Raw genomic sequence first — 25,796 nt, 5'->3', positions numbered from 1 at the left:
CGTCTTTATGCCCAGATAACATATTGTTTGTGTAGAATGATGATTAGGTCAACTGAATAAAATGTAGAGATATGACCTGGGGTATCTGACTGCATAACTGGTAACGATGTAATTACCTGAGTATTAATAGTACGGTACCATACCGTACTATATGATTCAATGTGAATATTGTACACAAGGGTTTATCGAGACGGCTAATGGATTAGCTGAGAAGACCTTTCATGAGTTACTTCATGCACCTGAAGTTGTAAACAAGTAACTCTTTACATTTTTTATTTTAGACCTAACTTTTTTATCATCAATTTTATAATTGAACGTACATGGCTACAAAAACTCAGAAAAAAACTTCAACTAAAACTCCAAAGAAAGAACCAACCCCCTCAGCCATTCTTAAAAAAGTAGCATCAGTATCAGACTCTAACAAAGCATTACAAAAAGAAATCAAGGTAATGACTAAAATTTTTTCAGACAATCAAAAAGTTCTCGTATCCATGAAAGGTATGATTGATACTTTAGCATCAACACTTGAACACATTCAAAAACAATCAAAGCAGATCAACATAATAGAAGATGACACTCAAAAGCTCTATGCAGGTCTTAATCAAGTAAGAAACCAAACCAACATAGTTACTAAAATCAATGATCAAACTACAAAACTACAAGAAGAGATCAACAGAATTTCTGAATTACAAAAATCATCAAAATCCCAAGAATTATCAGAAAAAGTTGAAGAGAGTATGAATTCAATAAAGAACAATTCCCAGATGATAATCAAAATTGCACAAAGAATAGATGAAGTGCGAGATGATCTCAGAAAAGTTTCTGGGAAAACAGACTCATTTAAAGAAATTGGTTCTGAAATGGAGAAACTAAAAAACAGTATCGAAGATATTTCAGGAAAAACAGCACAGTTAGATACAGGAAATCAAATTATTGAAAGTCTCAAACAAGAATTTGAAAAGATCACAGAAGGAGTAATGTCCACATCAAATCTTAATGCAGAGCTTGAGGCAATCAAAGCAACCATTGATTCAATATCTGCCAAAGCCTCAAAGATGGATTCTCTTGGAGGAGTAATTGATGGTCTAAAGCAACAATTTGAAACAGTATCAGCAAAAGCAAATTCCATTGACAATCTTAGTTTAGAATCAATTAAGGAATTAGGAGGAAAAATAGATAAAATTGAAACTGAGATAGGTTCATTGGCTAAAAGAGCCGATTCAACAGCATTTGTTGGGGAGGGTCTAAAATCAGTTCAAGAGGATTTCTCCAGTTTCAAAGCAAATGTTTTTGATAAAACTAACAGTATTGAACAGAAAATAGCCTCAGTTTCAGATGTTCTAAAAAGACAAGATGCATCAACTGCGGAATTCCATAAAAAATCTGAGAAATTATTTGAAGAGATACAGTCAGTCAAGAATTTTACAAACAAGTCATCAAGTGATTCATCAAAAGAGATGATGGCTCTGTTAAAACTATCAGAATATCAATCAAACATCAGAATGAATGCAGAATCAAAATATGGAGATACAAAAGATCTAGTAAAGATGGCATCCCAGACTTCAGATATTGTTAATTTGTTTGATAGAATTTCAATAGAGTCAGGCGAAAAAATTCCCTTACCACATGAAGTAAGACAATGGGCAGTTGGAAAAATATTAGATTGTGCAGACAAGTGGGAGATTAGATTTAGTGATGTATATTCAATATTAACAAATGCAATTGGCAGAGACATGCTAAAAGAGGCTGTAAGAATTCAGCAAATTCGAGATATCTACGGCATTAGAGCAGTAGATGAAATTAGAAAAGACTTGAATATTTCTTAAACACCAGTTTCATCTGCAAGTTTTAGTTGCTCTTTCTTTCTCTTAAGAGCTGCAAATATTCCCAATATTCCTGCAATCCAAATGGTTCCAAACATAATGTTTGCAACACTGACATACATGTATGGAGTTGCATCCATAATATTGGTTCTCAACAACAAGGCTCTATCATTAAGATCAAGCATTCCTGTATGATATGCCGAACTATCCTTTGGCACAGTTGAAATCTTATCAATACTTGCAATCATTGTGTTTACATCATTTTGTATTCTAAGTAAATTTGTAGATTCAGTAGCAAATATCCAGACGGGGTTTTTAGATATTATTTCGCCATTAGCATCAGTTACCTCAGGGACTTTTTCCATGACTATTGCCAAATCAGTTTGAATTGCTAAGAGATGATTACGGATTGCAGTGGGATCCGAAGAACCAACTATTCCATCAAGATGGCCACGAATTCTATCAAGAGGATAGATATCAGTATTGTATCCATTTATTGCCATAAATCCTCCAAAAATAATTATTGCAACAATCCCAATCATGGAGAGTTTGTAAACAGTATGTGCCATTTTTTCCTTCTTAGTTTTTGGTACAGTATTACTTGATTTATTTCTTTTAAATCGTGTATGAGAGAGGCTCATGTAGGCAATATAGAAAAATCCAATGGTTTGAAGACCAATAATTGGCGCAAATATAGGATTATTTGAAAAAATTGAAATAAAAATACCCAATATACCATAAACACCAAAAAAAATCTCAAGAAGCGTTACTTGCGAGAAGGGTAAATTGTATGCATTATCTTTCCAGTCATCTTTTGTTTTTAATACACCATACTTTGGGGTTCTAAGAAATTCGTTCTTTTTTCCCAAAACTGCATCAAACACTGCTACTGTATTGTTTACTGACATTCCAGCATTATAGATTAGCAACGCAGGAAGAATCTTTGCTTTTGATTTCCAGGATTTGTGATACATACTTTGGATTATCATAATGTACGCACCAGGGCCCATTGCAAGATATGTTGCAATAGTTAGTGCTGGAAGAAAACTAATCACATAGAGATTAACGTTTCCTGCTAACAAAATTGGCAATGCCAAAAATTGTATTAGCATTAACGGGTATACTATATGTCTAGTTAATTGGATAAATGCTTGAATTTTTGCTTCAATTGCAACTTTACGTTTTAGTGCAATATCAGTAAGCAATTTGATTGCACATTGAATTGAGCCTTTAGCCCAACGAAACTGTTGTCTTTTTGCAGCATTCATCTGAACGGGTAATTCAGCATCAACTACAATGTCAGGCAGAAAGACACACTTCCATCCCTTCATTTGTGCTCTATAGCTAAGATCCAAATCTTCTACAAGTGTTGCAGTGTGCCAACCTCCTGCATCCTCAATACAACTACGCTTCCAAATTCCAGCAGTTCCATTAAAATTCATAAACAAATGAGAGTTGCTTTTGGCCTTTTGTTCTATAAGAAAGTGGAAATCAAGAGATAGTGCTTGTGCTTGAGTAATTGCAGAATAGTTTTCATTTACATGACCCCACCTACATTGCACAAGTCCAATAGTGGGTTTTGAAAAATGCGGAATTGCTCTTTTCAGAAACCAAGTTGGGGGGATAAAATCAGCATCAAAAATTGCAACAAGCTCAGTATCTGTGCTTTGCATTGCATATTTTAGAGCACCCGCTTTGTACCCTTTTCTTGTACCGCGTCGTACATGCTCTATATGAAACCCTTTTTTCTTGTAATCATTAACTACTTCTCCAAGTAATTCCACAGTATCATCATCTGAATCATCTAAAACCATAATTCTCATTTTGTTTTGAGGATAATCCAGATGACAAACAGAGTCTACTAGCCTTTTTGCAACATATTTTTCATTATATATCGGAAGTTGAATTGTAATAGAGGGAGTTCCCCAATCAGTGGGGGATAAAACATCTTTTCTTTTTCTTGATAGAAATGCAAGATAGTAAAAATTGCAAGTATATGCTGTGATAATTATAGCTGATAAAATGAATAAATCAAAGACTAGTTGTGTGAAAGGGTTGATTGCCATATCCCTAGTCTCACTGAATTACTAATCGCTATTTATACTTGCAAAAATTTCAATTTATTTTTGCTCAAAGATCTTGATTGCCTGAGGAGGACATACACCTTCACATGCAAGACAAAATATACAATCAGGCTCTTTAGACATCAAGGGTTTCTTCTCAGATGCGGGATTTCCCGGTGTGTCAAACCATTCATACACACCAACAGGACATGCTTCAATGCATCCACCATCTGCAACACAAATATCATAATCAACTGAGACAAATTCTCCCCATACACCAAGGATAGCATTGCCAGTTCCTCTTCGGCCCCAAGTTTTGATTGTGTGCTCAGGTGCTTCATATGGTGATGAGGGTTTCATTTTTGATTTGAATTCAACGTCAATTGGTCCAGGTTTTGCACCATCTGGAATTTCAATTTCTCCATCATCTTCTTCAATCTCATCTTCATTTGCTTCAACTGGTTTTGGTTTTGCACCAAGAACAATTTTTGCAAGTGGTGTTAATTCTTCAAGTTTTTGAATAGCTGCAACTTCTGAGATTTTCTCAGATTTTACAAAATAAGAAATCATCTTATCTGCTAAGATAGTGTTTCGAAGTATTGTATCAATAACCATTTTTGCAAAATGATCTGCCTTTTTTCTATAATCTTTAACCCAATTTGGATCTCCAAATTTCTCAATAGGAAATATTTGATAAATAATATCTACGACTTCACCGGAAACAATTTCAACAGTAACTGACAATTCAACTTCTTCGTACCCCTTTGCATCAGGATCATCCATGTTTTGTTCTTTCCAGCGGTATGTAGCAAAAATTCTATCTGCATACATGTCCATTTCAAATGCCTTTTTGAGTCCATCATGAACAGATTTTAGTTCAACAGGATCTTCTAATTTGATTGGTAATCGGTAAAGTCCAAGTTTGAAACCATGTAATGGATAAACACCACGTTTAGCTGTTGGAGCCTCCATTGACCAAACTCGATCTTTTAGAAGTAAGGACATTTGATTTTAATGAATTGATTTTATTTAAAAAGGTTATCAGTCATCATCGTCAGGACATGTAAGTTCCCGAAGCTCAGTATACTTTTTTTCCATAGCTTTGGCATGAACCATCACTTTAGATAGATCAAAAGACGATTTTGGAAAATACCAACGAATTACTACCCAATGTCCAATTCCATCCATATCGTGAATCATTCCTTTATCTGCCATTACGTTGAGTTTCTCATCAGCAGATGTTTCTTTGATTTCAAGACCACGTTTTGTTTTGTCTTCTAAAATTAGATCATCTTTTCCATCTTTTACAAAATAAAAAGATCCTTTCTCTAAGACAGGAAGGTCTAATAGCAATTTATTTTTCCACTGGATTTCCTATCATATTTCCCCATTCAGTCCATGAACCATCATAGTTTCGAACCTTTGGGTATCCAAGCAAATATTTTAGAACAAACCAACTATGAGAAGATCTTTCTCCAATCCTACAATAACAAATCACATCTTTGTCAGGAGTCACACCTTTTGGTTCATAATTTTGTCTTAGTTCTTCAACTGCTTTGAATGTTCCATCAGCATCATTAACAGCAGTTGCCCATGGAATGTTATTTGCATGGGGAATATGTCCACCACGTTGCGCATGCTCCATAGGATATTCGGGAGGAGCAGTAATTTGTCCAGAAAATTCTGCAGGAGATCTTACATCTACCATAACTGTATCTTCTTTTCCTAATGCTCTACTAACATCAAATAGATATGCACGTAGTCCCTCATCTGGAGGTTGTGCAACATATGTTGTTGGAGTTACTTGTGGTTCATCAGTGGTGTAATCTCTATTTTCTAATTCCCATTTTTTTCTACCACCATTCATTATTTTGATATTTTCATGTCCATAATATTTGAAAACCCAAAAAACAAATGCGGCAAACCAATTGTTAAAGTCACCATATAGTATTACTTCAGAGTCAGCAGTGATTCCATTTTTTGACATTAATGCTTCAAACTGTTTTTTACCAATGATATCTCGAGTTACAGGATCATTGATATCGCGTTTCCACCAAATTAATGTGGCACCATTAATGTGACCTTTTTGATAACCGTTTACAGGATCATAATCTACTTCAACTAACTTTCTTTTTGCATCAGGAGGATTTTTTGAAACCCATTCTGTATCGACTAGAACTTCAGGATGTGCGTAAGTCATGTTTTTTACGAATATGCTTTCATACTTAATTGTTTTTCCAAACCACATTAAAAATATCATTTTTATGTAAATAGGATTCAGAAGAACTGCTTGAAACTTCAGAAAGTTGCAGTGGTAAGTAAGGTAGGATCTAAGGATTCAGAGAAGGCCGCTAGAGAAGTTTCAAAAAAATTATTGGCTAAAAAAGCAACAGTGTACACAATTTCACCAATTGAAGTTGAAGGTACAAAACAGATGGAGACGCTAGAAGATTTGAAAAAAATTAAGTTGGATCTAGTCATCACACTAGGTGGGGATGGTACTACACTTCGAGTATTTAGAAATCTCCAAAATGAAACACCAATTCTAACAATAAATGTTGGTGGAAACAGAGGCATACTATCTGAGATAACATTTGAAGAAATTGATGATGCTTTAAACCAAATTGAAAAGGGCAAATTTTTCTTAGACAAGAGAACAAGGGTCACTGCAACTTGCGGAGGAAAGGAATTCCCACCAGCGTTAAATGAAATTTACATTAGCAGAGCAAATTTAACTAAAACAGCTGAAATCGTGATTAAATTTCAAAATGATACGGTAAAGCAGAAAATGGATGGAGTAATTATTGCAACACCTAGCGGATCAACAGGACACTCATTTTCGCTTGGTGGTCCAATATTGCATGAGAGTTTAGATGTGCTAATCATCACCCCAGTTGCACCTGTATACAGATTAGAATCAATTGTTGTTCCAGATGAAAAAATAGAGATCATTTCTTCACACGATTGCAACATTGTAATGGATGCACAAGTTGTAAAGACGGCTGGATTTGAAGAACCGATAATAATTAAAAAATATAATAAACCAGCAGTCTTTGTTAGATTGAAGAAACGAGGACTAAGACAGATGAGCAAACTTGGATTTTAGAATTTTAGATGCCAGTGCATTTTATGCAGGAGTTCCATTTGGATCAGATAGTGATTGCTATACAACATCACTAGTATATGATGAAATTAAACACATTAAGAAAAATCAGGATGCTTTAGGAACTTTACTTGAGACCAACAGATTAAAAATCAGAGAACCAAGCAAAGAAGCCACCGATGCTGCAATAAAAGCTGCAAAAGATACTGGAGATTTTCAGCAGTTATCAAAACAAGATATTTCAATAATTGCATTATGTATTGAAACAAGCGGTGAGATAATTAGCGATGATTTTGCAATTTCAAATGTGGGTAGAAATTTAGGCTTAAAAATATCATCAATAATGACTAACGGGATTGAAGATGTAGGGGTATGGGTGCATTACTGCCCAGGGTGTAGAACCAATCATTCTAAAGGAAAAGAATGCCCAATGTGTGGAACTATTTTAAAAAGAAAATTACTCAAGGGGAAATCTCTTTCCGTCCCACTCAACGAATGATCCATCAAAAAGTCTTACATTTTCAAAGCCAGCAATTTTTAATTGTAATAATAAGCTGGAGGCACGATGACCATGCATACAGTAACAAACTACCTCTTTATCATATGAAACATTGTTTTGAGAGAACAGTTCTTTGAGGGATTCTTTGTCACGAAAAAGTTTTCCGTCATATCCAATTCCTTCTGTAAATGGAATTAGTTTTGCATTTGGCAGATGACCTCCCATAAATTCTTGAGGACTCCTAGCATCTAAAATTTCAAAAGTATTCAAATTATCTTTTAAAAAGTCTGCTTCAACGCGAAGTTTTGAATTTTTTTTAATTTTAAAAGTAGTAGGTGTTGCAGGAATATTCTGTTTTGTTAGTTCAAAACCATATTTTTGTAAATCAGAAGAATTGACATCAAGTAAGAATGTTTTTTCATGTCCAAAATACATCAGAGTCCATGCAATTCTTGCAGTGGATGGATCCATTGAATCACCAATCAACACTACAGTTTTGGTTTTATCAATTCCCAAACCACTAAATAATGAAATTATTTTATCATCTTCTGCAACTAGATTAGAACCAAATTGATCAAATTGAATAACATTCTCAATGGACAGAGATTGTGCTTTTGGGATATGGCCATAAAGATACATTGTTTTTGGACGTGTGTCTAATAACACAAGATTAGGATCATCAATGTTTTCTTTGAGCCAATCAACTGTTACTAACATAGAAAAACCATTTTTATCAATTTAATTAATCATATCATGTATCAGATAATGTTGTTTGATTTGATTCTTTGAGGTGTTTACTAGTAGTATCAAGCATTTTTTTGATTTTCTTTGCTCTTGCTTCACCTAACCCTTCAACTTTTCCTAGTTCTGCAGTTGTTGCAGTGAAAACCTTTAGTGGCGTTCCAAATTTTTCAAGCATTCGAACTGCAAATTTTTCTCCAATTCCAGGCAGACTGCAAAGAGATGATAGTTGTTGCCGTTCTAGATCTGAAGATTTTTTAATTTTTTTCAGATAAGGTCCCTTTGGTGAATCTTTTCTAGAACACATCGATACGAGTAGTTTTGCAGTATGTGTGGCACTAGGAGTAGGAATAACTGGTATTTTAAAATCAAGAACTACTGTAGAGATTGCACCATAAAAAATCAGAGGATTATCGGTAATTTCTTCAATCTCATCAACATTTCCTTCCATTAGAACAATTGGATTTTCAAAATGCTCCTTTAGTCTAGAGCATTGATCAAAAAGACGTCCATCAAAAACAGAGGCCATAAGATCACGAATGCTTTTTCTCTCAACTACGGTTTCAGGCGCAACAATATAGTCTCCAATTGGAAGTGTTTTCATTTCAATGTTTAATCCAACAGACTTTAAGAGTTCAGGAATACCACTTTTTTTTTCTCGCTCATCAACAACTATTCTAAGATGCTCTAATTTCACAAATAATAGATGTAAAGAATTGTTAATATCTTATTTGAAATTAGATAATCAGTTACTTTCTAGGGTTATCTTCTGTAGGAGGACTTTGTGCTCCGGACTTCATCATTTCAGTAATTTTTGTTTCTTGTTCCTTTAGAGCTTCTTTGACACGTATTTCTTGTTTCTCTAAAACAGTACCACGTGTTTTTGCCATCTCAAATTTTTCTTCTAATTCATCAATTAACTCTTGTTTTGTGGATTTTATCAAAACAGTTCCTGCTTGTTTGAATACATTATCACCATCTGCAACTTTTTTTAATTCTTCAAGTGCTTTTTGAGTTTCAGCTTTTTCCATCTCCAAATGTTGTTTTTGTGTCATGATGGATTGAAGATTTTGTTGGGATTGTTGTAGTTTTATTAGTTGTTCTTGAAGCCATGGAGGCATTTGGGGAGATGACATGTTTACACAGAAAATTTATTTCATTATATCTTTACCGATTCAATAGAATCATAGCTTGCTTGAACTAGCCTAAGAGTAGAATTAAGATTTGCTCTCAAATGAGGTAAATGTTCAGATTCTACTAAAATTTCAATTTTATCACTGAAATCAATTTTTGTCTTTACTGGATTTTCTGGATAAAAATCATTATCAGTATTTACAGAATCATAAATTGCTCTAGTCTTTTCTTTAGCATCTATTGTAATTTTTGCACTAAAGTTTAATGTCATATGCAGTTCCAGCTACCTTAAAGCTGCATTTTTTGCAAGACCAAATTCCCACAGCATCTCTACCAAAGGTTTTAGAGCCACATTCAGGACAAGTTCTTTTTTCTTTTAGTTGTAAGTGAATTTTGGTATATTGTTTTCTAAGTTTAATTCCATATCTTGCACCTAAGCCTTTGAGTGATTTTTTTGCTTTTGCCATTTTATTGACCTGCCTTTGATGCTTCTTTTAATTTTTCTCTTATTTTTGCACCTACACGAACAGAAGTTTCACCACATTTGACAATTTCGTCTAGTGTGAATCCGTCACTTCCACCCTTTTGCAAGGCACAGATATTTCCATCAGAATCAGTAGTAATTGTAACTCTAGAATCCATGCTATCCCATTCATCACCATTTGGATCAACTACAATATGATTTCCAATTTTACCCATCGTAACAGATACTGGAATGGTGGATATTGGAACAGGTTGTTCTTCACCTTCAACTAATGTTGGAACATCATCTACCATATTCCATTTAGGAGATTTTGAAGATAGTAAAGCAGCAGTTGCAGCATAAGAGCATGCATCAAAGAGATTACCATCATAATCAACTACCACATTATCTGCAAATACACCAACAACTGATTTGTTTTTCTCTATTACTAATTGTGATACATCTATCATGTGACTTTCTCTAATTCCTCTATCGACAACTCTTGCCAATTCAATTACATCTGGTCCTGGAGGACCTGTTTCAACAGTAGGATGTGAAAGAGGCAATAATTCTGCAGTACAAATGAAAATACCTTTGTCACCCATATCTGGAAATGGTCTATCTGGTTGAATTTTTACACCACAGATAACTTCGGTCTCACCCAATCTAACTCGAGCAGACCCATTTGCTTTTGGAATGGCATTAATTTCAACATGAAGTTCCCTTGGCTCATCCAGAGATCTCCCATCAACTCTTTTTCCTTGTTCAAGTAATTCAAGAATTTGTGTTTTTTTTAGCTCATCAATAACAGAAGTGGATGTCATTTCTTAGCCTCCTCCATTTCCAAAGTATTTTTCTTGTAGTGCTTTCTTTTGTAAATCATAAACTAGCTTACATCCTTCAACTCCAACTTCAACACATTTCTTGTATTCTTCTGGAGTTAAAACACCGTCTAGTTGCAATAGAGTAATTTTTTCAAGATTTGGCATATAGCCAATAGGCATATCTGCTTGACCTGCTTGATCTTCTTCATTATTAACATCAAGGATTACAGTATCTGCTACTTTGCCTGCAGCTATTGCTGCAACCATATCCCTCATTGGGATTCCAGCATCAGCTAGTGCAACAGAGGCTGCTGTAAGTGCTGCACATCTTGTTCCACCATCAGCTTGTAATACTTCAATAAAGACATCAACTGCAGTTCTTGGGAATTTATCTAACATTACTGCAGGTTCTAATGCTTCTTTGATTACTTTGGAAATTTCAATTTCTCTTCTGGAGGGAGCAGGATTTTTTCTCTCACCAACAGAGAATGGCTCCATGTGATATCTTACTCTTAAAATTCCTGTATCAGTATTTGACATGTGTTTTGGATGAACATCTCTTGGTCCAAACACACCAACTAAAATTTTATTGTCTCCAAATTCAATATAGGCAGAGCCATCAGCATTCTTTAATCCGCCTGCTCTGATCATTATTCGTCGTGGTTCATCAACTTTTCTTCCGTCACAACGAATACCATTCTCGTCCAATAGGACCATTGTTGCGTCTCTTCCGCCCATTATGATTCACCTTTTGATTCTAACATTTCTTTCACTTGATCAGTCAAATTTGCAACATGTGCTTTCTCATCGACCATTTGGATTGCCTTTTTAGCCTTTAATAATCCCTCGGGCGTTTCACATGCAACTACTACCCACCCATTTTGGCCAATAGTAATTGCAGCATTGGTTGCCATTTCTATAGTTTGAATCATAGTACCCCTTTTACCAATTAAACGTGGAACTTTGCTTGGAGAGATTTTTACCAAGTCTCCAGAGTCTATTTTACCTAAATCTCTATCAGATATTGTTACAAGTGGGTCTCTTGTTCTATCAAAATTTGCAATTCTTGCTGCTACAAGATCTCCAGATTTTAGTTTTGATGTAAGCTCATCAGCATGAGCAGAAAAATCTCGTCCAAAAACATCTTGTGCTGGCAAAAATCCCACATAGCAGGAATTGATATCTAATTCCCAAGACAAAGAGGTGTGGGAAATTACTTTACCAATTACCAGATCATTGATTTTAGGTATATATTTTCCAGTTAATGGGATTACCTTAACTGAATCATCATAAATTTCAGAAATTCCAATAGTTGTAGAAATTATCTTGTTTCCTTCAAGAATAACATTTTGCTCAGGTCTGAAAGGTCCTGTGGTTACAACATCACCAGGGATTACGTATTTTCTTTTATTATCCATTATTTCATTACCTCAACTGTGGCAGAGCCTTTAGTTATAGAGCCTAATCTGTCTATCACGTTTGGCCTTGCTGCAGCGGGTATTTCAAGTATTGCTTTTAGAGAACCATTATTTTGCCATTCTTCTTTTTTCAAAGAACCTACTGATTTTAAAACAGCATATGATTGAGATGCATATTGTGCAGGAATTATTATTTCCAAATTCAGATTCTCAGATTTTAGAGCAATAATAGAACGTAATTTTTCAACTATCTCTTTGACTTGATCATCTACACTTTTGTGTGGATCAATTGAAATTCGTGCATCTTTCATTGCTTGCTCCACTCTTAATGGAGGATGAGGTAAATGAGTTCTAGGATCAACGTATGTTTTTGCAATAAATGTTACAATTTGTTTTCTTTTGTCTTCTATCATTTTTCGTCTTTGATCAGTGGTAAGATTTAGTTCGCCCTTTTGAAGAATGATTTCAGCAATTTCTGTCTGATCTTCAGTTTTGAATGCTTTTAGTAATTTTTCACTTGAGGGTCTTGTGCCTTTTCCTGAATCAGTGTAAATTTCATCTGAAACCAAAACAGATGATATATCTTTTTTCTTTCCAAGCTTGTAATCCAATGCAGGATCAGGCTTTACCATAATCTCAAATTTTTCTCCTTCATAGGAGTATCTTACCACTGTAACATCGGCCATTTCTAAAAGATGTATGTGGATTTGCTATTTATCTGTACTAAGTATACCATGTTCAAATCAATTACAATCCTTAGCATATGAAAATAGTTTACTGTTTTCGGCCTTTCTTCGATTTCGATAAGTAATAAGATGATATCTAATTATGTTTTTGAGTTTCTCCTCAACTGATATTTTCTCTTCGATACAAACTGATAAGAAATCAAGATAGTCCTGTTCCTTTACATCAATCTCTACTTTTCTCAATTTAGCACCTGAATCCTAATTGTACTTTCATCTCTTGAGATTAGTTTAGCATAAATTACACAAAACCTCATAATTTGTTTGCAGTAGGGTTTTTGATTTCCATCCTCAAAGTGGTACAACATAACTTGTGTAAAGGCCTCAGCATCACATCCAAGCATATTACAAATCATAAGATCATGAACTAGGAAACATTAAGGCTAAAAGGCCTGGTTATAGTAAAAATCGAATTTATGATAAAGGGAGAAATAATACCAAGTCCAAAACTAGCTAGATTTTTATGTGGACTTTGAAGATTTTCTTCAAGATTTGTCATCCTTAGAAGTAATTAGCAAAGATAATCAAAAAATAGCTGTAAAGCTAAAGGGAGTACCGTTACAGTATGCAAATGCACTTAGACGAGTTTGCCTAAATGGAGTTCCAGTATTTGCAATTGATACAGTAGACATTATAGAAAATTCATCAGTATTGCCTGATGAGGGGTTGGCACACAGATTAGGATTAATTCCATTAAAAACAGATTTGGCAAGATTTAATGAACCATCAAAATGCGAATGTCAAAGTGAAACTGGATGCTCGAACTGCAAAGTAATGTTAGTGTTAGATTCGGGAGATTCAGATGTGACAAGAAGTGTTCTATCAAATGAACTATCCTCCGAAGATGATTCAATAAAGCCAACATCAGATAAAATTCCAATAGTACAACTAGCACCAGGTCAAAGAATCAAAGTTGAATGTTATGCTAGACTAGGAAGAGGAACGGAACACGCAAAATGGAATTCTGCAAACGTATCAGTACTTACAGAGACAGATAAAGAAGATGAAAGAATTCTAACAGTAGAATCAACAGGAGCACTCAATCCTGAACAAATTATAATTTCAGGAGTAGATGAGGTAAGTAACAGATTATCAGAATTCAAAGAAATGATAAGCCAAATAGAAGAATAATCTAAGCATAGACATTATATTTGGGTTTTAAACCGCATTATTCACATGACTAACCAAGTCGTTATACGCATGGCCAGAGATCTAAAAAAGGCATCAACTAAAAATGATGCCCCAATTTGGGCAAAACTAGCAGAGTATGCATTAAAACCATCAGTTGCACGAAGAGATATCAATTTGAAGAGAATTGCTCAACTAACAAAAGAAAACGACACAGTAGTCTTTCCAGGAAAAGTGCTCGGCACAGGAATTATCCCTCACAAAATTACATTATGCTCATTTTCAATTTCAAATTCAGCAGCTAACAAAATCATTGAAAATGGTGGAAAATTGATCAACTATTCAGATTTAATTGAACAAAACCCAACAGGAAAAGGAGTCGTACTACTTGGCTGATCAAGAAACAGTTGTTAGAACAGACAGACCAATTGTAGTAGATGGTTCTAATCACATTGCAGGAAGACTATCATCGCAAGTTGCAAAATTATTGATAAAAGGAAATAGAGTTTCAGTTGTAAACTGTGAAAAAATAATGATGAGTGGAACAAGAGGCAACCACATTAAAGAGTACAGGGAATTTTTAGAAATCAACAGTGTAATTAATCCAAAACATGGACCTGTACATCCAAGAAGACCAGATACAATCATTGCAAAAATGATTCGTGGAATGTTACCTTATGATAGCAAGCCATCAGGAAAATCATCACATCAAAGACTTAGAACATACATTGGTTCCCCAAAAGAATTAAAATCATTTGAAAAGATTCAATTTGAAAAAGCTAAAATTAAAAGATCCCCATCAAACTATACAACAATGGGAGAATTAGGCAGAATAGTAGGGTGGACTGAATGACAACTCCAAAAACTGAAATTTATTTTGCAACTAGAAAAACATCTAGTGCACATGTCTATATCACAAAAGGACAAGGCAAAGTTAGAATCAACAATGTACCAGTTGAAATGATCCCACAGGAAACTGCAAGAGAAGTAATTTTAGCACCACTGGAAATCACCGGAGAATTAAGAGATAAAATCGACATATCAGTTAGAGTAAGAGGAGGGGGATTTATGGGGCAAGCAAGTGCTGTTGCAACAGGAATTTCAAGAGCATTAATTGGATGGACCAAATCAAAGAAAGAGCCAAAAGATCATCCATTCCCAAAATCAACTAGAGAAGATCTTAGAAAGCGCATCTCAGAATTTGATAAATATCTGATTAGTGGAGATGCCAGACAAAAAGAGCCAAAGAAATTTGGCGGACCTGGCGCTCGAAGAAGAAAACAAAAATCTTACCGTTAGGCTGTGAAGGCTGTAATTTTAGCAGGCGGCAAGGGGACCAGAGGCAAACCATACACCGAATTCTTTCCAAAGGCAATGTCGCCAATTAATGGTAAGCCAGTAATAGATTACATAGTAAAATATCTAAAATCATTTAGTTTTGTAAAAGAGATAATCATAATATCAGATTTTAATGGATTGGGAGGACAGATTAAAAACTATTATGAAAAACAAAAGGGGATTACATTTGTTCAGGATTCACAAAGTGGAACTGGAGGAGATATTCTCCACATTGAAAAAAATCTCAAAGGAGAATCAGAATTTCTATTATGGTTTGTAGATAACCTATGTGCCATTGATCTAAAAAAGATGAAAGAGTTATTCAAAGATAAAAAAAGTTTGGCATGCATTGCAACACGAACAAAAAGAAGAGAGGAGACAGGGTTTGCAGTAGTAGAAAATGGCATAGTAAAAGAATTCAAAGAAAAACCAGTAATGAAGTTGCAACTATCAGAATGTCTAGGAATCTATATGCTAGATAGTCAAATAATTAAAAGAATTAAAAAAACAAAGCAGAAAGAGATCAATTTATCATTTGATATTTTACAGAAATTATCAAAAGAAGGTAAAATCAGTGCATTTGACATTGAAGATAGAGAATGGATTGATGCAGAATCTCCAATGGTTTTAGAAAGAAACGAAAAAACAGTACGAAAAATCATAAAACAGATGGGACTTTAGAATTCTTTTCAAATTCAGTTATTTTGTCTTCATATTGATAAGTTTGTGCAATATCATCTAATCCCTCTAGAAGAATTTTTTTCTTGTGAGGATCAATCTCAAAATGAATTTCATCAGATGAAGTTCTGATGGTTTGATTTTCTAGATCAACCTCAACGGGATTAGTTTCTTGTTTGAGTCTTTCAACTATCTTTTCATCTAAGGATATTGGCAAAACCCCATTTTTGAAGCAATTACTAAGGAAAATATCTGCAAAAGAAGGGGCAATAACTACTGAAAACCCATAATCAAGTAATGCCCAAACAGCATGTTCTCTACTAGAACCACAACCAAAATTATCACCAGTTACAAGAATTTTAGAATTATTGTATTTTGAATCATTTAAAATAAAATCAGGTTTTTGGTTTTCATTTTCATCATATCTCCAATTATAAAACAAAAATTTTCCAAACCCAGATTTTTGAACTAGTTTTAAGAATTGTTTTGGGACAATTTGATCGGTATCAACATTTACCTTATCAAGTGGAGTTACAATACTTGTTACTTTTTTAAAAGAATCCATTCTAATTCAAATCCATGTTTCTAACATCTACAAAATGACCATGAATTGCCGCAGCAGCTGCCATTACAGGACTAACCAAATGGGTCCTACCTCCAGTTCCTTGTCGTCCCTCAAAATTTCTGTTTGATGTACTTGCACATCGTTCACCAGGAGATAAAATGTCAGGATTCATACCAAGACACATGCTGCATCCAGCCTCCCGCCATTCAAAATTTGCATCAATGAAAATTTTATCAAGACCCATATCTTCAGCTTGTTTTTTTACCATTTGTGATCCTGGAACAACCATTGCTCTAACATGTGGAGAAATTTTTTGCCCTTTGATTACTTTGGATGCTTCAATAAGATCCTCTAATCTTGCATTAGTACATGAACCAATGAAAACTCTATCGATTTTAATTTCTTCAATAGGAGTACCAGCTTTAAGATCCATATAATCAAGGGCTTTTTCTGCGCCCTTTTGTTGATTAGGATCTCCTTTTGAGAATTCTTCAGGAGTAGGAATTGATTCAGTTACATCACATGTCATTCCAGGATTTGTTCCCCAACTTACTTGAGGTGCAATATCATCAATATGCAAAATGAATTGTTTTTCAAATTTTGCGTCATTGTCAGTTTTTAGCTCATCTCTCCAATAATCAACTAAAGATTCATAATTTTTTGGAGTGTATTTTCTACCTCTAAGATACTCAAAGGTTTTTTCATCAGGGGCAATCAATCCTGCTCTTGCTCCTGCCTCTATTGACATATTACAAATAGTCATTCTTTGCTCCATTGAAAGATCTGTAATTCCCTGACCACGATACTCTACAACCGTACCTGTGCCGCCTCCAGTTCCAATATTTTTGATAATAGATAGAATGATATCTTTTGCAGTAACAGCATGAGGATTCTTTCTTTTTCCTTCAATTCTTATTTCAAAGGGTTTTGGCTTTTCAAGCCAAATTGTTTGAGATGCCAAAACATGTTCTACATCACTTGTTCCAATTCCAAATGCAAGTGCCCCAAAAGCTCCATGAGTGGAAGTATGACTATCACCACAAACAATGGTACTGCCAGGAAGAGTAATTCCTAATTGAGGACCAATAACATGAACTATTCCTTGATTTGGACTATTAATTCCAAATAGAGTAATCCCAAAATCATTACAATTTTTTTCCAAGGTCTGAATTTGAATTGCAGATGTTTGATCTAATATTGGAAGTGATCTGTCATTGGTTGGAACGTTATGATCCATTGTTGCAATAGTTAAATCAGGTCTTCTAACTTTACGATTATTCATTCGTAATCCATCAAAAGCTTGAGGAGATGTTACTTCATGTACTAAATGTCGGTCAACATAAATTAGTGATGGACCACTATTATTTTCAACAACAGTGTGTGAATCCCAAATTTTTTCAAAAAGAGTTTTTCCCATTTTAATCCTGGTCTGGTTTGTATTTGAATAGACCTCCAGCTGCAATTATCTTTCCAATAATATCAGAAAAGGGTTTCATTTTGTATGTTTGATTTTTGGTGAGATTTTTAATTTCATTTTTTGAAACATCAATGTCAATTTCATCACCTTCTGAAATTCCATGATATGCATCTTCATCTATTTCAATTGGCAACAAGAAAGCACCATCTACTGCATTGCGATAAAAAATTCTTGCAAAGGATAATGCAAGTACTGCCTTTACACCAGAATGAGATAATGCAATAGGAGCATGCTCACGTGAAGAACCACATCCAAAATTTTTCCCAGATAAAATAAAATCACCTTCTTTTACTTTTGAGTGAAAATCAGGATCAAGACCTTCCATTGCATGAGTTGCAAGTTCTGCATAATCATGAACTTTAAGATACTGGCCGGGAATGATTACATCTGTATCGATGTTATCCTGTGCATATTTTATTACATTTCCCTTCATTTCAGATCCCTCGGATCAGTGATTTTACCAGTAACTGCTGAAGCTGCGGCAACTAGTGGAGAAGCAAGGTATGTTTGAGATTCCACGTGTCCCATTCTTCCTGGGAAGTTACGATTTGTAGTACTAATACAGATTTCATCTTTTGCCAACACCCCCATATGCGCACCACAGCATGCACCACATGTTGGTGGGCCAACGGTAACACCAGCATCTAAGAAAATTTTCAACAATCCATTTTCCATTGCACGTTGATAAATGGAAATGGCAGCAGGTAAAATTTCAGTTCTAATCTTTACTTTTCTACCTTTGAGTATTTTTGCAACAGATTCCAAATCTTCGTATTTTGCACCAGTACAAGAACCAATGTACGCCTTATCTAATTCAACTGAAGGAGCTTCCCTTACAATTGAGATATTTTCTGGAGAGAATGGTTTGGCAACAATTGGTTCCATTTCAGATCCTTCATATTCAAATATTTTTGCATACTCTGCATCATCATCACCCTTTATCAAATTTAGATTTGTAGCACCTCGACTTGTAAGATAGTCTACAACTTTTTGATCAGGTTCGACAATTCCATTTTTTGCTCCTGCCTCAGTAGTCATATTACATAATGTCAGTCTACTCTCAACGGACATTTCATCAATTCCAGATCCTCCAAACTGCATTGTTCTATATGCACCACCATCAGTACCAATATCTCCAATAATTTTTAGAATAAGATCTTTGGCCATTACATGTTCTGGAAGTTTTCCATTTAGTTTAAAGTAAAAAGTCTCAGGAACCTTAAACCAAATTTTTCCATTTAATAAAACATAAGCAATATCAGTATGACCTAATCCACATGCAAAGGCTCCTATGGCACCTGTTGTATTTGTGTGAGAATCACCGCCAACATAAACATCACCAGGTCTAACCATTGCCTCCTCATGAGATAATGTATGGCAAATTCCATATTGACCCATTCCATATTTGAAATGTTTCTCAATTCCATAATTTTTTGTAAAGTTTGACAATTTTACGATATTTTCAGCAGACACCTTTTCAGCTGAAGGAACAAAATGATCTTCAGCCACCCAAACTTTAGTAGGGTCCCATAATTTATCAACTGAAATTCCTTGTTTCTTTAACTTATCAAAGACCTTGATTACTCCAGGTCCAGAAACATCATGAACCATTACTTTATCCACATTAGCAAATATTACATCATCAGGGAAAACTTGGGATTTTCCAGAATTCTTTGCTAGAATCTTCTCTACTATATTCATGATCAAAAAAGCTTGTAATACAGATTAAAAGCTTTCAGATGGGGATAGAAGGATAAAGTAAAAAATTGTTCAGACCATGGTCTTAAAAAATCCCAAAATCACAGAGATTTTGATGTTCTGATTTAGAATTTCTTTTAATCACCATGATTTCATAACAATAAAAAAGAAAAGAATTTAACAAAAAATGTGCAATTAACTGTTTTACCACTTTTGGCAAACAGAAAGGAGGGAATTTTTGATATTTTTGAAGAATTAATACAGATATTAGAAAACAACAATGAAAAATTACAAGAAGGAGACGTCATAGTTATTTCAACAAAATATATCTCAAACTCCCAAGGAAGAATAATAGATCTTCATAAAATTAAACCATCAGCAGAAGGAAATGTACTTTCTAAAAAATTTCTCCTAAAACCTGAAATTGCAGAAGTAATCATTAGAGAATCTGATAAAATTTTTGGAGGAATAGGAGGTTTTGTTATAACTTCATCAGACAACATCATGGCACCAAATGCTGGAATAGATAAATCAAATGCAAAAAAAGGCAAAGTGATACTATATCCAACAAATCCGTATCTCATAGCAGAGCAGTTACGTAGAAAGGTTTTCTTAAAGATGTTAATTCATGTAGGAATTATTCTGGTAGATAGTAGATTAATGCCTGCTAGAATTGGTACATCTGGAGTTGCAATTGCATGTGCAGGTATTGAACCAGTTTTAGATATGAGGGCAAAAAAGGATCTGGATGGAAATCCACTAAAGGTGACATTTCAAGCAGTTGTGGATAATCTAGCTACAATTGCAAATCACAAAATGGGCGAGGGTGGAGAATCAAAACCTATTGCCATTATTAGAAATTCAGATTCAAGACTTACTAACCGAAAAATAAATCCGACTGAAATGGCAATAGCACCAGATCAATGTGTGTATGTAAGAGGATTATCAAATCCACCATAGAAACAACAATTTTTGGGTTCGCCTTTAAATAGAGGTTTTTTAGTGGACAGAATAATGGAATATCTGACAACATACCCAAAGACAGTTTCATTTCTTGACGGATTAAAACATAGAATTGACATTGATAATAAAGGAGTAGAGCAATTACACATTGTTGTCAAGAAGAGTTTTGAAGAACTGATGAGAATTTTTACAAGTGAAGGATTTACTAAAGTAAAATTTGAACACAAACAACCAGGACAGATTGGTAATGGTTTGAATTTAAAATTAAAAAAACCATGGGAGATGCACGTTCGTATGGTTGATTTGAAAAAAGGGTTGATAGGAATTCATGCCGAAGTAGAAGTATCAAGAGATTATCTACAGCATCTCTTCTCCCAAAGAACACCTGTTGTCTATGAAGTAGAAGAAATTCTAAAAAAATATCAAATAGAGTATAGTATTTGGCATGATAAAATAAAGAAAAACATTCATGCAATTGTAGATAATTACAAGGTAAAACTAGCTACTCCAAGCATTCCAGTTTTTGCATGGAAACCAATGTTATTTGTTATTGGTACGATTGCTGCATTTTATGGTTGGAAGTATTTCAACACGATATGGTAGATTAAACACCAAGAGACTCTTCTTTACTTAATTCCAAGAACACTTTGTCTCCAACTGAGAGACCCATTTCTTTGTATTCATGCATTTCAAGTTTTAATTGAGTTACACCACCTGCTTGCATCCCCATTCCTCCCATGCCACCAAGCATCTTGTTAAGATCCTTCATCATGTCATTCATGTTTGTGAATCCCATAACTTTTGGACTTCCAAAAGGGGATTGCGGAGTTTGAGTTCCTTCCTTTAGATCTTTTAAGGAAGATAATGAGACAATCACATAAGGTGCCCCATCAGGTGCAGAATCAATACTTCTAACTACAAATTCTTTCTTCATTTCTAACATTACTTGTACTATCCACATAATTTTAATTTTAAGGTCAAATTAGTCCTATTTGCGAGCAATTTAAGCTTTAATTACAATTTTGGCTAGTTTTAATGCATTGTCTGAAAATTTGAAAACAACATTACGATATTACGGAATTTCTCCTTGGGAAATTGAAGTTCTCTATGGTTTTCTCAATTCTCATTTTACAATAATTCAAGACGAAATTGAGGCAAATGATGAGAATTTTGTCAGTTCTTTAGATATGGATATTCCTCTTGCATTTAATCAAGAATTTTTTCAGTGGTTTGATTACAAAAGGTGGGAAAAAGTAAAATCAGTTTTCAAAGAAATGAAGAGGAGAAGAGGAACTGGAAATGCGCTAAGAATTCAAATCAACTTTATTGGCAATCCAAAAATTGTTTTTACAATCGATATAGAAGATAAGATATGGTTTGATAATGCAATAGAAAAGATGGATTTTGTTTTAGAATTATTACCATATCACTTAGATCCTACAAAATTACCATCAGACATTAATGAGATAATTTACAAGTTTGATTCAGAATCAGTTAGATGGAGACTAAATACTGCTTTATCTGAAAATAAGAAATATACTTTCAGAGGAGACACTTGGAAAGAAATTACTTGAGATCTTTTTGAAGTGGTTCTAGTGATTCATGAAGTTCTTTGTATTTTGATTCTAAGAACTCCAGAGCATCGTCTAGTTTTTTAGATTTGCCATATTTGTAACGGATTAACTCTCTATGATGCCAGAAAGTTTTACCATCCTCAACTGATAGAGTTGTAAAATAATCAGTTCCAATCAGATTATCAGGTAATTTAACATCATGAGGAAATAGCATATCAACAATAAACCACTCATCACCATCAGGATAATCAGAACCTGTCTCAACATCAAAGAATATGTGAAGGAGGTCAGACTGCATAAGACCATCATAATTTATTGTAGGGTGTTTAACAGATGATTTTTTAAAATCTAAATTAACCAGTTCAGGCTCAAAGAATCCTTTGATAATGGATTTTCGAAATATTCTATTTGCATCAGTTATGTTCAACAGGAGAATAATCAAATAACTAGTCTATAACTTGTTAGGTAATACGCTAAACTTCTAAAGAATCAAGAATTTCTGAAACGTCTGTTGTAGGCAAACCATCTTTAGAAATGATTTGAGACGCAGGTGGATTTTCCAAATAGTTTGGAATCTTATCTTTTAGACGAATTTCATAAGGAGATATAAGTTCATTTTGATAAAATACACCAATTGGGATTTTGTCTCCCCACTCCAATGATTTTATCAAGGCCTGAGAGAGTTTTTCATTGACTTCGGCCTCCTCATCATAGTGAACCCTGGGTTCAAAATGAGTATCTTCTAACTTGTAGATTCTAGAATGTCTCTCTATGGATTCTTTTGCTAAATCTACACCAGCATACCAATCTCGTGTGTTAAGATCATTATATGTAGGACATGGTTGTAATACATCAAGAAATGAAAGGCCCTTGTGTTTTACTGCTTTAATTATCAAATCCTTAAGGTGTCTTACATCATATGAATAACCTCTTGCAACAAATGTAAAGCCACTTGCAACTGCTAATCCTATTGGATTAACATTGTAATTTGTATTTGGGGATGGAAGAGATTTTGTTTTCTCACCTAATTTGAGAGTAGGTGAGGCCTGACCTTTGGTTAACCCATAAACACCATTGTCAAAAATTATGTAAGTCATATCCACATTTCTTCTCCCAGCTGCTACAAAATGACCAGCTCCAATTCCCAAGCCATCACCGTCACCTCCAACTGCAACTACAGTCATGTCAGGATTTGCTAATTTCCCACCCTGAGCAAAAGTAAGGACTCTTCCATGAAGAGTGTGAACACCATATGTGTTAATAAAATGGGATGTTTTTCCAGAACACCCAATTCCTGAAAAAATTGTTGCCTTGTCTCTCTCAATTCCCATCTCAGCTAGAGCCATTTGTAGTGCATTGACAATTCCAAAATCACCACATCCAGGACACCAATCATTATGAACATCTGTTTTGTAATCTGCAAGTTTAAGCGCCATGACTTAGAATCTCCCGCTTTTCAGCTTTGTTTTCAATGATTTTTTTCAAAGAATCATAGATTTCAGTGCTTGTCATGCCACGTCCAGTGTATTTCAAAATATAGTAATCAATTTCTCTTGATATGTTTTGCTTGAATACTTTTCCTAACTGTCCAGAATAATTTGCTTCAACATCAATGAGTGTTTTTGCATCTTTTAGTAAAGATGTCACATATGCTGCAGGGAATGGATGAAGAAGTTTGATTTGTAAAAATCCAATGTCAATTCCTTCTTTTTTTAGCATTTTTTGAGCATCAATAATAGGACCCTTAGTTGATCCCCATGAAATTATAGTATAATCATGAATGCCAAAGGAAACAGCTTGTTCATCATCAGGAATTTTTTCCAAAGCAAGATCTAATTTTGACATTCTTTTATCCATCATCCTTATTCGGATTTGTGGATCTTCAGAAATATGGCCATATTCATCGGATTCATCTCCAGTATTCCAAAATACACCATTATCCATTCCAAGTTTTGAGCGTGGAGAAATTCCATCATCAGTAAATGCAAATCTCTTGTATTCACCTTCGATTTTATCGAGTAATTTTCCCCTATTAATGGATACTTTGTTGGGATCAAATTTTTGGCATGTTACTACTGAGCTAGAAAGAAATTTGTCCATCATGTGAATCACAGGCATTTGATAAACATCTGCATAATTAAAACACCTTCCCGTATCATAGAAGCTTTCTTCAATGTCACCTGAAGCATAAACTATTTTTGGAAAATCTCCATGTCCTGCAAATATTGAAAAAAGTAAATCGTCTTGTCCGTGTCGAGTTGGAAGGCCAGTAGAAGGACCACTCCTTTGATACAATGTAATAACAACAGGAACTTCATTAATTCCTGCCCAACCTAATGCCTCAGCCATTAATGCAAACCCAGGACCAGAAGTAGAAGTTGATGAACGAACGCCAGTCAATGCAGCGCCAATCATCATACCGATTGCAGAAATTTCATCCTCTGTTTGAATCACTATTGTAGAACCTGGTCTTTCATTTTGAACTTGCAGGATTTCATTTGATTCCAAATAGACACTTTCATCAGATGCAGGAGTAATTGGATAGTACGATTGAAATCTACAACCACAAACCATTTTTCCAATAGATGTTCCAAAATGTCCTTGCACCAAAATTGTGTTTGGTTGTTTTGAAATTCCAGGTAAACTATGTTCAAAATTTTCAAATTTTTCAGTGGCATATTTGTAAGAAAAATTTGCTGCCTGTTTGTTAATCTCTGCAATCAGAGGTTTTTTTGAAAAGATAGAATCAATAGATTTGAGTAATGAATCAGGTGGCATATCAATTAGTCCCAAAGACAAGGATACACCAATTACATTATACATCCTAACTAACCCACGCAATTTTGGATTGTTTGTTTCTTCAGAAAGTTTTTCAAGAATAGATTTGAAAGAGACTGGATAAAGTTTTACGCCTTTCTCTTTTGCAATTTCAAGAACACCAGCAATAGTAAATGGTTTGTTTTTTGATTCTAGAAATTCATGCAATCTTTCTTTGAATGGTAGATCTAATGTATGTACTCTATCTGTATCAACATCGTCTAGTTCAGAATCATAAATAATTCCTCCATTTGATGAGACCTCATCAAAATGACGAAATATTGTTTCAGCATCAAAGGAGGCCATTAATGTAACTTCATTAAGATTAGAATGGATTTTTTCATCAGAGACTCTAACTGCAAAGTAACTATGCTCACCTTTGATATTTGAGTAAAATTCTCTTTTTCCAAAGATTTGATATCCCATTTCTGCACAAACTTTTGAGAATACATTTGCGCCAGATTCTACACCACTTCCTTGTGGACCTCCAATTAACCATGTAAAATCAGTAGAACTCATAGTTTATCATCACCAAGAATTCGATTAGGACAAAGAATTACTCTAACCACCTGTAGCGGCATCAAACAATGCACATTCACATTTATCACGTTCACCACAATAAGGACATACACATACACATTTTTCAATTGAATTTCCACACTCTACACAAATAGCAAATTCTTCTTCCTCATTAACATTAGAAGACATATTAGTTTAACAAGGAAATCGTATAAATGGTTTGAGATA

34 protein-coding genes are annotated in these 25,796 nt (G+C 34.4%); 11 read left to right on the top strand and 23 right to left on the bottom strand.

The window, feature by feature from the left end; genetic code table 11:
* The first annotated feature begins 320 nt into the window (after positions 1 to 320).
* The gene (locus tag K5790_RS00280; protein WP_297591723.1) at positions 321 to 1,826 is read left to right on the top strand and encodes a chemotaxis protein; all 1,506 of its coding nucleotides are present in this window, start codon (positions 321 to 323) and stop codon (positions 1,824 to 1,826) included.
* Here K5790_RS00280 and K5790_RS00275 read toward each other — a convergent pair.
* Genes K5790_RS00275 through K5790_RS00260 form a run of 4 tightly spaced genes read right to left on the bottom strand, consistent with a single transcriptional unit; the run spans position 1,823 to position 6,086 of the window.
* Positions 1,823 to 3,889, bottom strand: coding sequence for a cellulose synthase family protein (locus tag K5790_RS00275; protein ID WP_297591722.1), 2,067 nt, complete (start codon positions 3,887 to 3,889; stop codon positions 1,823 to 1,825). The genes K5790_RS00280 and K5790_RS00275 overlap by 4 nt on opposite strands.
* 54 nt (positions 3,890 to 3,943) lie before the next feature.
* Positions 3,944 to 4,891, bottom strand: coding sequence for a 4Fe-4S dicluster domain-containing protein (locus tag K5790_RS00270; RefSeq protein ID WP_297591721.1), 948 nt, complete (start codon positions 4,889 to 4,891; stop codon positions 3,944 to 3,946).
* A gap of 36 nt (positions 4,892 to 4,927) precedes the next feature.
* Positions 4,928 to 5,239, bottom strand: coding sequence for a hypothetical protein (locus K5790_RS00265; protein WP_297591720.1), 312 nt, complete (start codon positions 5,237 to 5,239; stop codon positions 4,928 to 4,930).
* A 1-nt stretch (position 5,240) separates the two neighbouring features.
* The gene (locus tag K5790_RS00260; RefSeq protein ID WP_297591719.1) at positions 5,241 to 6,086 is read right to left on the bottom strand and encodes a sulfurtransferase; all 846 of its coding nucleotides are present in this window, start codon (positions 6,084 to 6,086) and stop codon (positions 5,241 to 5,243) included.
* Between the two features lie 90 nt (positions 6,087 to 6,176).
* On the opposite strand from K5790_RS00260, the gene K5790_RS00255 reads away from it, so the two are divergent.
* Together K5790_RS00255 and K5790_RS00250 are read left to right on the top strand one after the other, a co-directional pair.
* The gene (locus K5790_RS00255; RefSeq protein WP_297591718.1) at positions 6,177 to 6,992 is read left to right on the top strand and encodes an NAD(+)/NADH kinase; all 816 of its coding nucleotides are present in this window, start codon (positions 6,177 to 6,179) and stop codon (positions 6,990 to 6,992) included.
* Positions 6,982 to 7,488, top strand: a complete 507-nt coding sequence (locus tag K5790_RS00250) for a nucleotide-binding protein (protein ID WP_297591717.1) — start codon at positions 6,982 to 6,984, stop codon at positions 7,486 to 7,488. Before K5790_RS00255 ends, K5790_RS00250 begins: the two co-directional genes overlap by 11 nt.
* Here K5790_RS00250 and K5790_RS00245 read toward each other — a convergent pair.
* Genes K5790_RS00245 through K5790_RS00200 form a run of 10 tightly spaced genes read right to left on the bottom strand, consistent with a single transcriptional unit; the run spans position 7,447 to position 12,997 of the window.
* Positions 7,447 to 8,205: a sulfurtransferase gene (locus tag K5790_RS00245; RefSeq protein WP_297591716.1), complete on the bottom strand. Its 759-nt coding sequence runs from the start codon at positions 8,203 to 8,205 to the stop codon at positions 7,447 to 7,449. The two genes, K5790_RS00250 and K5790_RS00245, sit on opposite strands and share 42 nt — an antisense overlap.
* Positions 8,206 to 8,239: 34 nt before the next feature.
* Positions 8,240 to 8,926 (bottom strand): ERCC4 domain-containing protein, encoded by a 687-nt coding sequence (locus tag K5790_RS00240; RefSeq protein WP_297591715.1) that lies wholly within the window; start codon positions 8,924 to 8,926, stop codon positions 8,240 to 8,242.
* A 52-nt stretch (positions 8,927 to 8,978) separates the two neighbouring features.
* On the bottom strand, positions 8,979 to 9,365 hold the full coding sequence (locus K5790_RS00235) for a prefoldin subunit beta (protein ID WP_297591714.1): 387 nt from the start codon (positions 9,363 to 9,365) through the stop codon (positions 8,979 to 8,981).
* Between the two features lie 23 nt (positions 9,366 to 9,388).
* On the bottom strand, positions 9,389 to 9,634 hold the full coding sequence (locus K5790_RS00230; protein ID WP_297591713.1) for a KEOPS complex subunit Pcc1: 246 nt from the start codon (positions 9,632 to 9,634) through the stop codon (positions 9,389 to 9,391).
* Positions 9,618 to 9,830 carry a 50S ribosomal protein L37 gene (locus K5790_RS00225; protein ID WP_297591712.1) on the bottom strand — a complete coding sequence of 71 codons (213 nt, stop codon included), beginning with the start codon at positions 9,828 to 9,830 and terminating at the stop codon, positions 9,618 to 9,620. The genes K5790_RS00230 and K5790_RS00225 overlap by 17 nt, the downstream gene beginning before the upstream one ends.
* Before the next feature lies 1 nt (position 9,831).
* Positions 9,832 to 10,650, bottom strand: coding sequence for an exosome complex protein Rrp42 (rrp42, locus tag K5790_RS00220; RefSeq protein WP_297591711.1), 819 nt, complete (start codon positions 10,648 to 10,650; stop codon positions 9,832 to 9,834).
* A 3-nt stretch (positions 10,651 to 10,653) separates the two neighbouring features.
* Positions 10,654 to 11,388, bottom strand: coding sequence for an exosome complex exonuclease Rrp41 (rrp41, locus tag K5790_RS00215; RefSeq protein WP_297591710.1), 735 nt, complete (start codon positions 11,386 to 11,388; stop codon positions 10,654 to 10,656).
* A complete protein-coding gene (rrp4, locus tag K5790_RS00210; RefSeq protein ID WP_297591709.1) occupies positions 11,388 to 12,068 on the bottom strand; it encodes an exosome complex RNA-binding protein Rrp4 in 681 nt (226 codons plus the stop codon). Before rrp4 ends, rrp41 begins: the two co-directional genes overlap by 1 nt.
* Complete coding sequence (locus K5790_RS00205; RefSeq protein WP_297591708.1) at positions 12,068 to 12,754, bottom strand: ribosome assembly factor SBDS; 687 nt, start codon at positions 12,752 to 12,754, stop codon at positions 12,068 to 12,070. The genes rrp4 and K5790_RS00205 overlap by 1 nt, the downstream gene beginning before the upstream one ends.
* Before the next feature lie 57 nt (positions 12,755 to 12,811).
* Entirely contained in the window at positions 12,812 to 12,997 is a 186-nt protein-coding gene (locus tag K5790_RS00200; protein WP_297591707.1) for a hypothetical protein, read from the bottom strand.
* Between the two features lie 279 nt (positions 12,998 to 13,276).
* Here K5790_RS00200 and K5790_RS00195 point away from each other — a divergent pair, with 279 nt between their 5' ends.
* Genes K5790_RS00195 through K5790_RS00175 form a run of 5 tightly spaced genes read left to right on the top strand, consistent with a single transcriptional unit; the run spans position 13,277 to position 15,958 of the window.
* The gene (locus tag K5790_RS00195; RefSeq protein WP_367182816.1) at positions 13,277 to 13,942 is read left to right on the top strand and encodes a DNA-directed RNA polymerase subunit D; all 666 of its coding nucleotides are present in this window, start codon (positions 13,277 to 13,279) and stop codon (positions 13,940 to 13,942) included.
* 45 nt (positions 13,943 to 13,987) lie between these two features.
* The gene (locus K5790_RS00190; RefSeq protein ID WP_297591705.1) at positions 13,988 to 14,335 is read left to right on the top strand and encodes a 50S ribosomal protein L18e; all 348 of its coding nucleotides are present in this window, start codon (positions 13,988 to 13,990) and stop codon (positions 14,333 to 14,335) included.
* Positions 14,328 to 14,792: a 50S ribosomal protein L13 gene (rplM, locus tag K5790_RS00185; protein ID WP_297591704.1), complete on the top strand. Its 465-nt coding sequence runs from the start codon at positions 14,328 to 14,330 to the stop codon at positions 14,790 to 14,792. The genes K5790_RS00190 and rplM overlap by 8 nt, the downstream gene beginning before the upstream one ends.
* The gene (gene rpsI, locus K5790_RS00180; RefSeq protein ID WP_297591703.1) at positions 14,789 to 15,238 is read left to right on the top strand and encodes a 30S ribosomal protein S9; all 450 of its coding nucleotides are present in this window, start codon (positions 14,789 to 14,791) and stop codon (positions 15,236 to 15,238) included. The genes rplM and rpsI overlap by 4 nt, the downstream gene beginning before the upstream one ends.
* Before the next feature lie 3 nt (positions 15,239 to 15,241).
* Positions 15,242 to 15,958, top strand: a complete 717-nt coding sequence (locus K5790_RS00175) for a nucleotidyltransferase family protein (RefSeq protein ID WP_297591702.1) — start codon at positions 15,242 to 15,244, stop codon at positions 15,956 to 15,958.
* On the opposite strand, the gene leuD (K5790_RS00170) is transcribed toward K5790_RS00175, so the two are convergent.
* The 4 genes from leuD (K5790_RS00170) to K5790_RS00155 are packed head-to-tail and all read right to left on the bottom strand — an operon-like array spanning position 15,936 to position 19,698.
* The gene (gene leuD, locus K5790_RS00170; RefSeq protein ID WP_297591701.1) at positions 15,936 to 16,520 is read right to left on the bottom strand and encodes a 3-isopropylmalate dehydratase small subunit; all 585 of its coding nucleotides are present in this window, start codon (positions 16,518 to 16,520) and stop codon (positions 15,936 to 15,938) included. The genes K5790_RS00175 and leuD (K5790_RS00170) overlap by 23 nt on opposite strands.
* 1 nt (position 16,521) lies before the next feature.
* Positions 16,522 to 17,937: a 3-isopropylmalate dehydratase large subunit gene (gene leuC, locus K5790_RS00165; RefSeq protein ID WP_297591700.1), complete on the bottom strand. Its 1,416-nt coding sequence runs from the start codon at positions 17,935 to 17,937 to the stop codon at positions 16,522 to 16,524.
* 1 nt (position 17,938) lies between these two features.
* Entirely contained in the window at positions 17,939 to 18,430 is a 492-nt protein-coding gene (leuD, locus tag K5790_RS00160) for a 3-isopropylmalate dehydratase small subunit (protein ID WP_297591699.1), read from the bottom strand.
* Entirely contained in the window at positions 18,427 to 19,698 is a 1,272-nt protein-coding gene (locus K5790_RS00155) for a 3-isopropylmalate dehydratase large subunit (protein ID WP_297591698.1), read from the bottom strand. The genes leuD (K5790_RS00160) and K5790_RS00155 overlap by 4 nt, the downstream gene beginning before the upstream one ends.
* A gap of 186 nt (positions 19,699 to 19,884) precedes the next feature.
* Here K5790_RS00155 and K5790_RS00150 point away from each other — a divergent pair, with 186 nt between their 5' ends.
* Together K5790_RS00150 and K5790_RS00145 are read left to right on the top strand one after the other, a co-directional pair.
* A complete protein-coding gene (locus tag K5790_RS00150) occupies positions 19,885 to 20,655 on the top strand; it encodes a coenzyme F420-0:L-glutamate ligase (protein WP_297591697.1) in 771 nt (256 codons plus the stop codon).
* Positions 20,656 to 20,709: 54 nt separating this feature from the next.
* Complete coding sequence (locus K5790_RS00145) at positions 20,710 to 21,261, top strand: hypothetical protein (RefSeq protein WP_367182847.1); 552 nt, start codon at positions 20,710 to 20,712, stop codon at positions 21,259 to 21,261.
* 1 nt (position 21,262) lies between these two features.
* Here the strand turns inward: K5790_RS00145 and K5790_RS00140 are convergent, their stop codons facing one another.
* A complete protein-coding gene (locus tag K5790_RS00140) occupies positions 21,263 to 21,592 on the bottom strand; it encodes a hypothetical protein (protein WP_367182846.1) in 330 nt (109 codons plus the stop codon).
* Between the two features lie 106 nt (positions 21,593 to 21,698).
* Between K5790_RS00140 and K5790_RS00135 the strand changes: the two genes are divergently transcribed.
* Positions 21,699 to 22,232 (top strand): hypothetical protein, encoded by a 534-nt coding sequence (locus tag K5790_RS00135; protein WP_297591694.1) that lies wholly within the window; start codon positions 21,699 to 21,701, stop codon positions 22,230 to 22,232.
* On the opposite strand, the gene K5790_RS00130 is transcribed toward K5790_RS00135, so the two are convergent.
* Genes K5790_RS00130 through K5790_RS00115 form a run of 4 tightly spaced genes read right to left on the bottom strand, consistent with a single transcriptional unit; the run spans position 22,225 to position 25,757 of the window.
* Positions 22,225 to 22,659, bottom strand: a complete 435-nt coding sequence (locus K5790_RS00130; RefSeq protein WP_297591693.1) for a hypothetical protein — start codon at positions 22,657 to 22,659, stop codon at positions 22,225 to 22,227. The genes K5790_RS00135 and K5790_RS00130 overlap by 8 nt on opposite strands.
* Positions 22,660 to 22,705: 46 nt before the next feature.
* Positions 22,706 to 23,668, bottom strand: a complete 963-nt coding sequence (locus K5790_RS00125; protein ID WP_297591692.1) for a 2-oxoacid:ferredoxin oxidoreductase subunit beta — start codon at positions 23,666 to 23,668, stop codon at positions 22,706 to 22,708.
* Positions 23,658 to 25,568 carry a 2-oxoacid:ferredoxin oxidoreductase subunit alpha gene (locus K5790_RS00120; RefSeq protein ID WP_297591691.1) on the bottom strand — a complete coding sequence of 637 codons (1,911 nt, stop codon included), beginning with the start codon at positions 25,566 to 25,568 and terminating at the stop codon, positions 23,658 to 23,660. Before K5790_RS00120 ends, K5790_RS00125 begins: the two co-directional genes overlap by 11 nt.
* Before the next feature lie 42 nt (positions 25,569 to 25,610).
* Positions 25,611 to 25,757, bottom strand: coding sequence for a hypothetical protein (locus tag K5790_RS00115; RefSeq protein ID WP_297591690.1), 147 nt, complete (start codon positions 25,755 to 25,757; stop codon positions 25,611 to 25,613).
* Positions 25,758 to 25,796: the final 39 nt, after the last annotated feature.

Origin of the sequence: Nitrosopumilus sp., from assembly GCF_025698945.1 — an archaeon.
Lineage (GTDB): Archaea > Thermoproteota > Nitrososphaeria > Nitrososphaerales > Nitrosopumilaceae > Nitrosopumilus.
The sequence above is the reverse complement of the archived record's forward strand: the minus strand, read 5'-3'. Positions and strand labels throughout refer to the sequence as shown.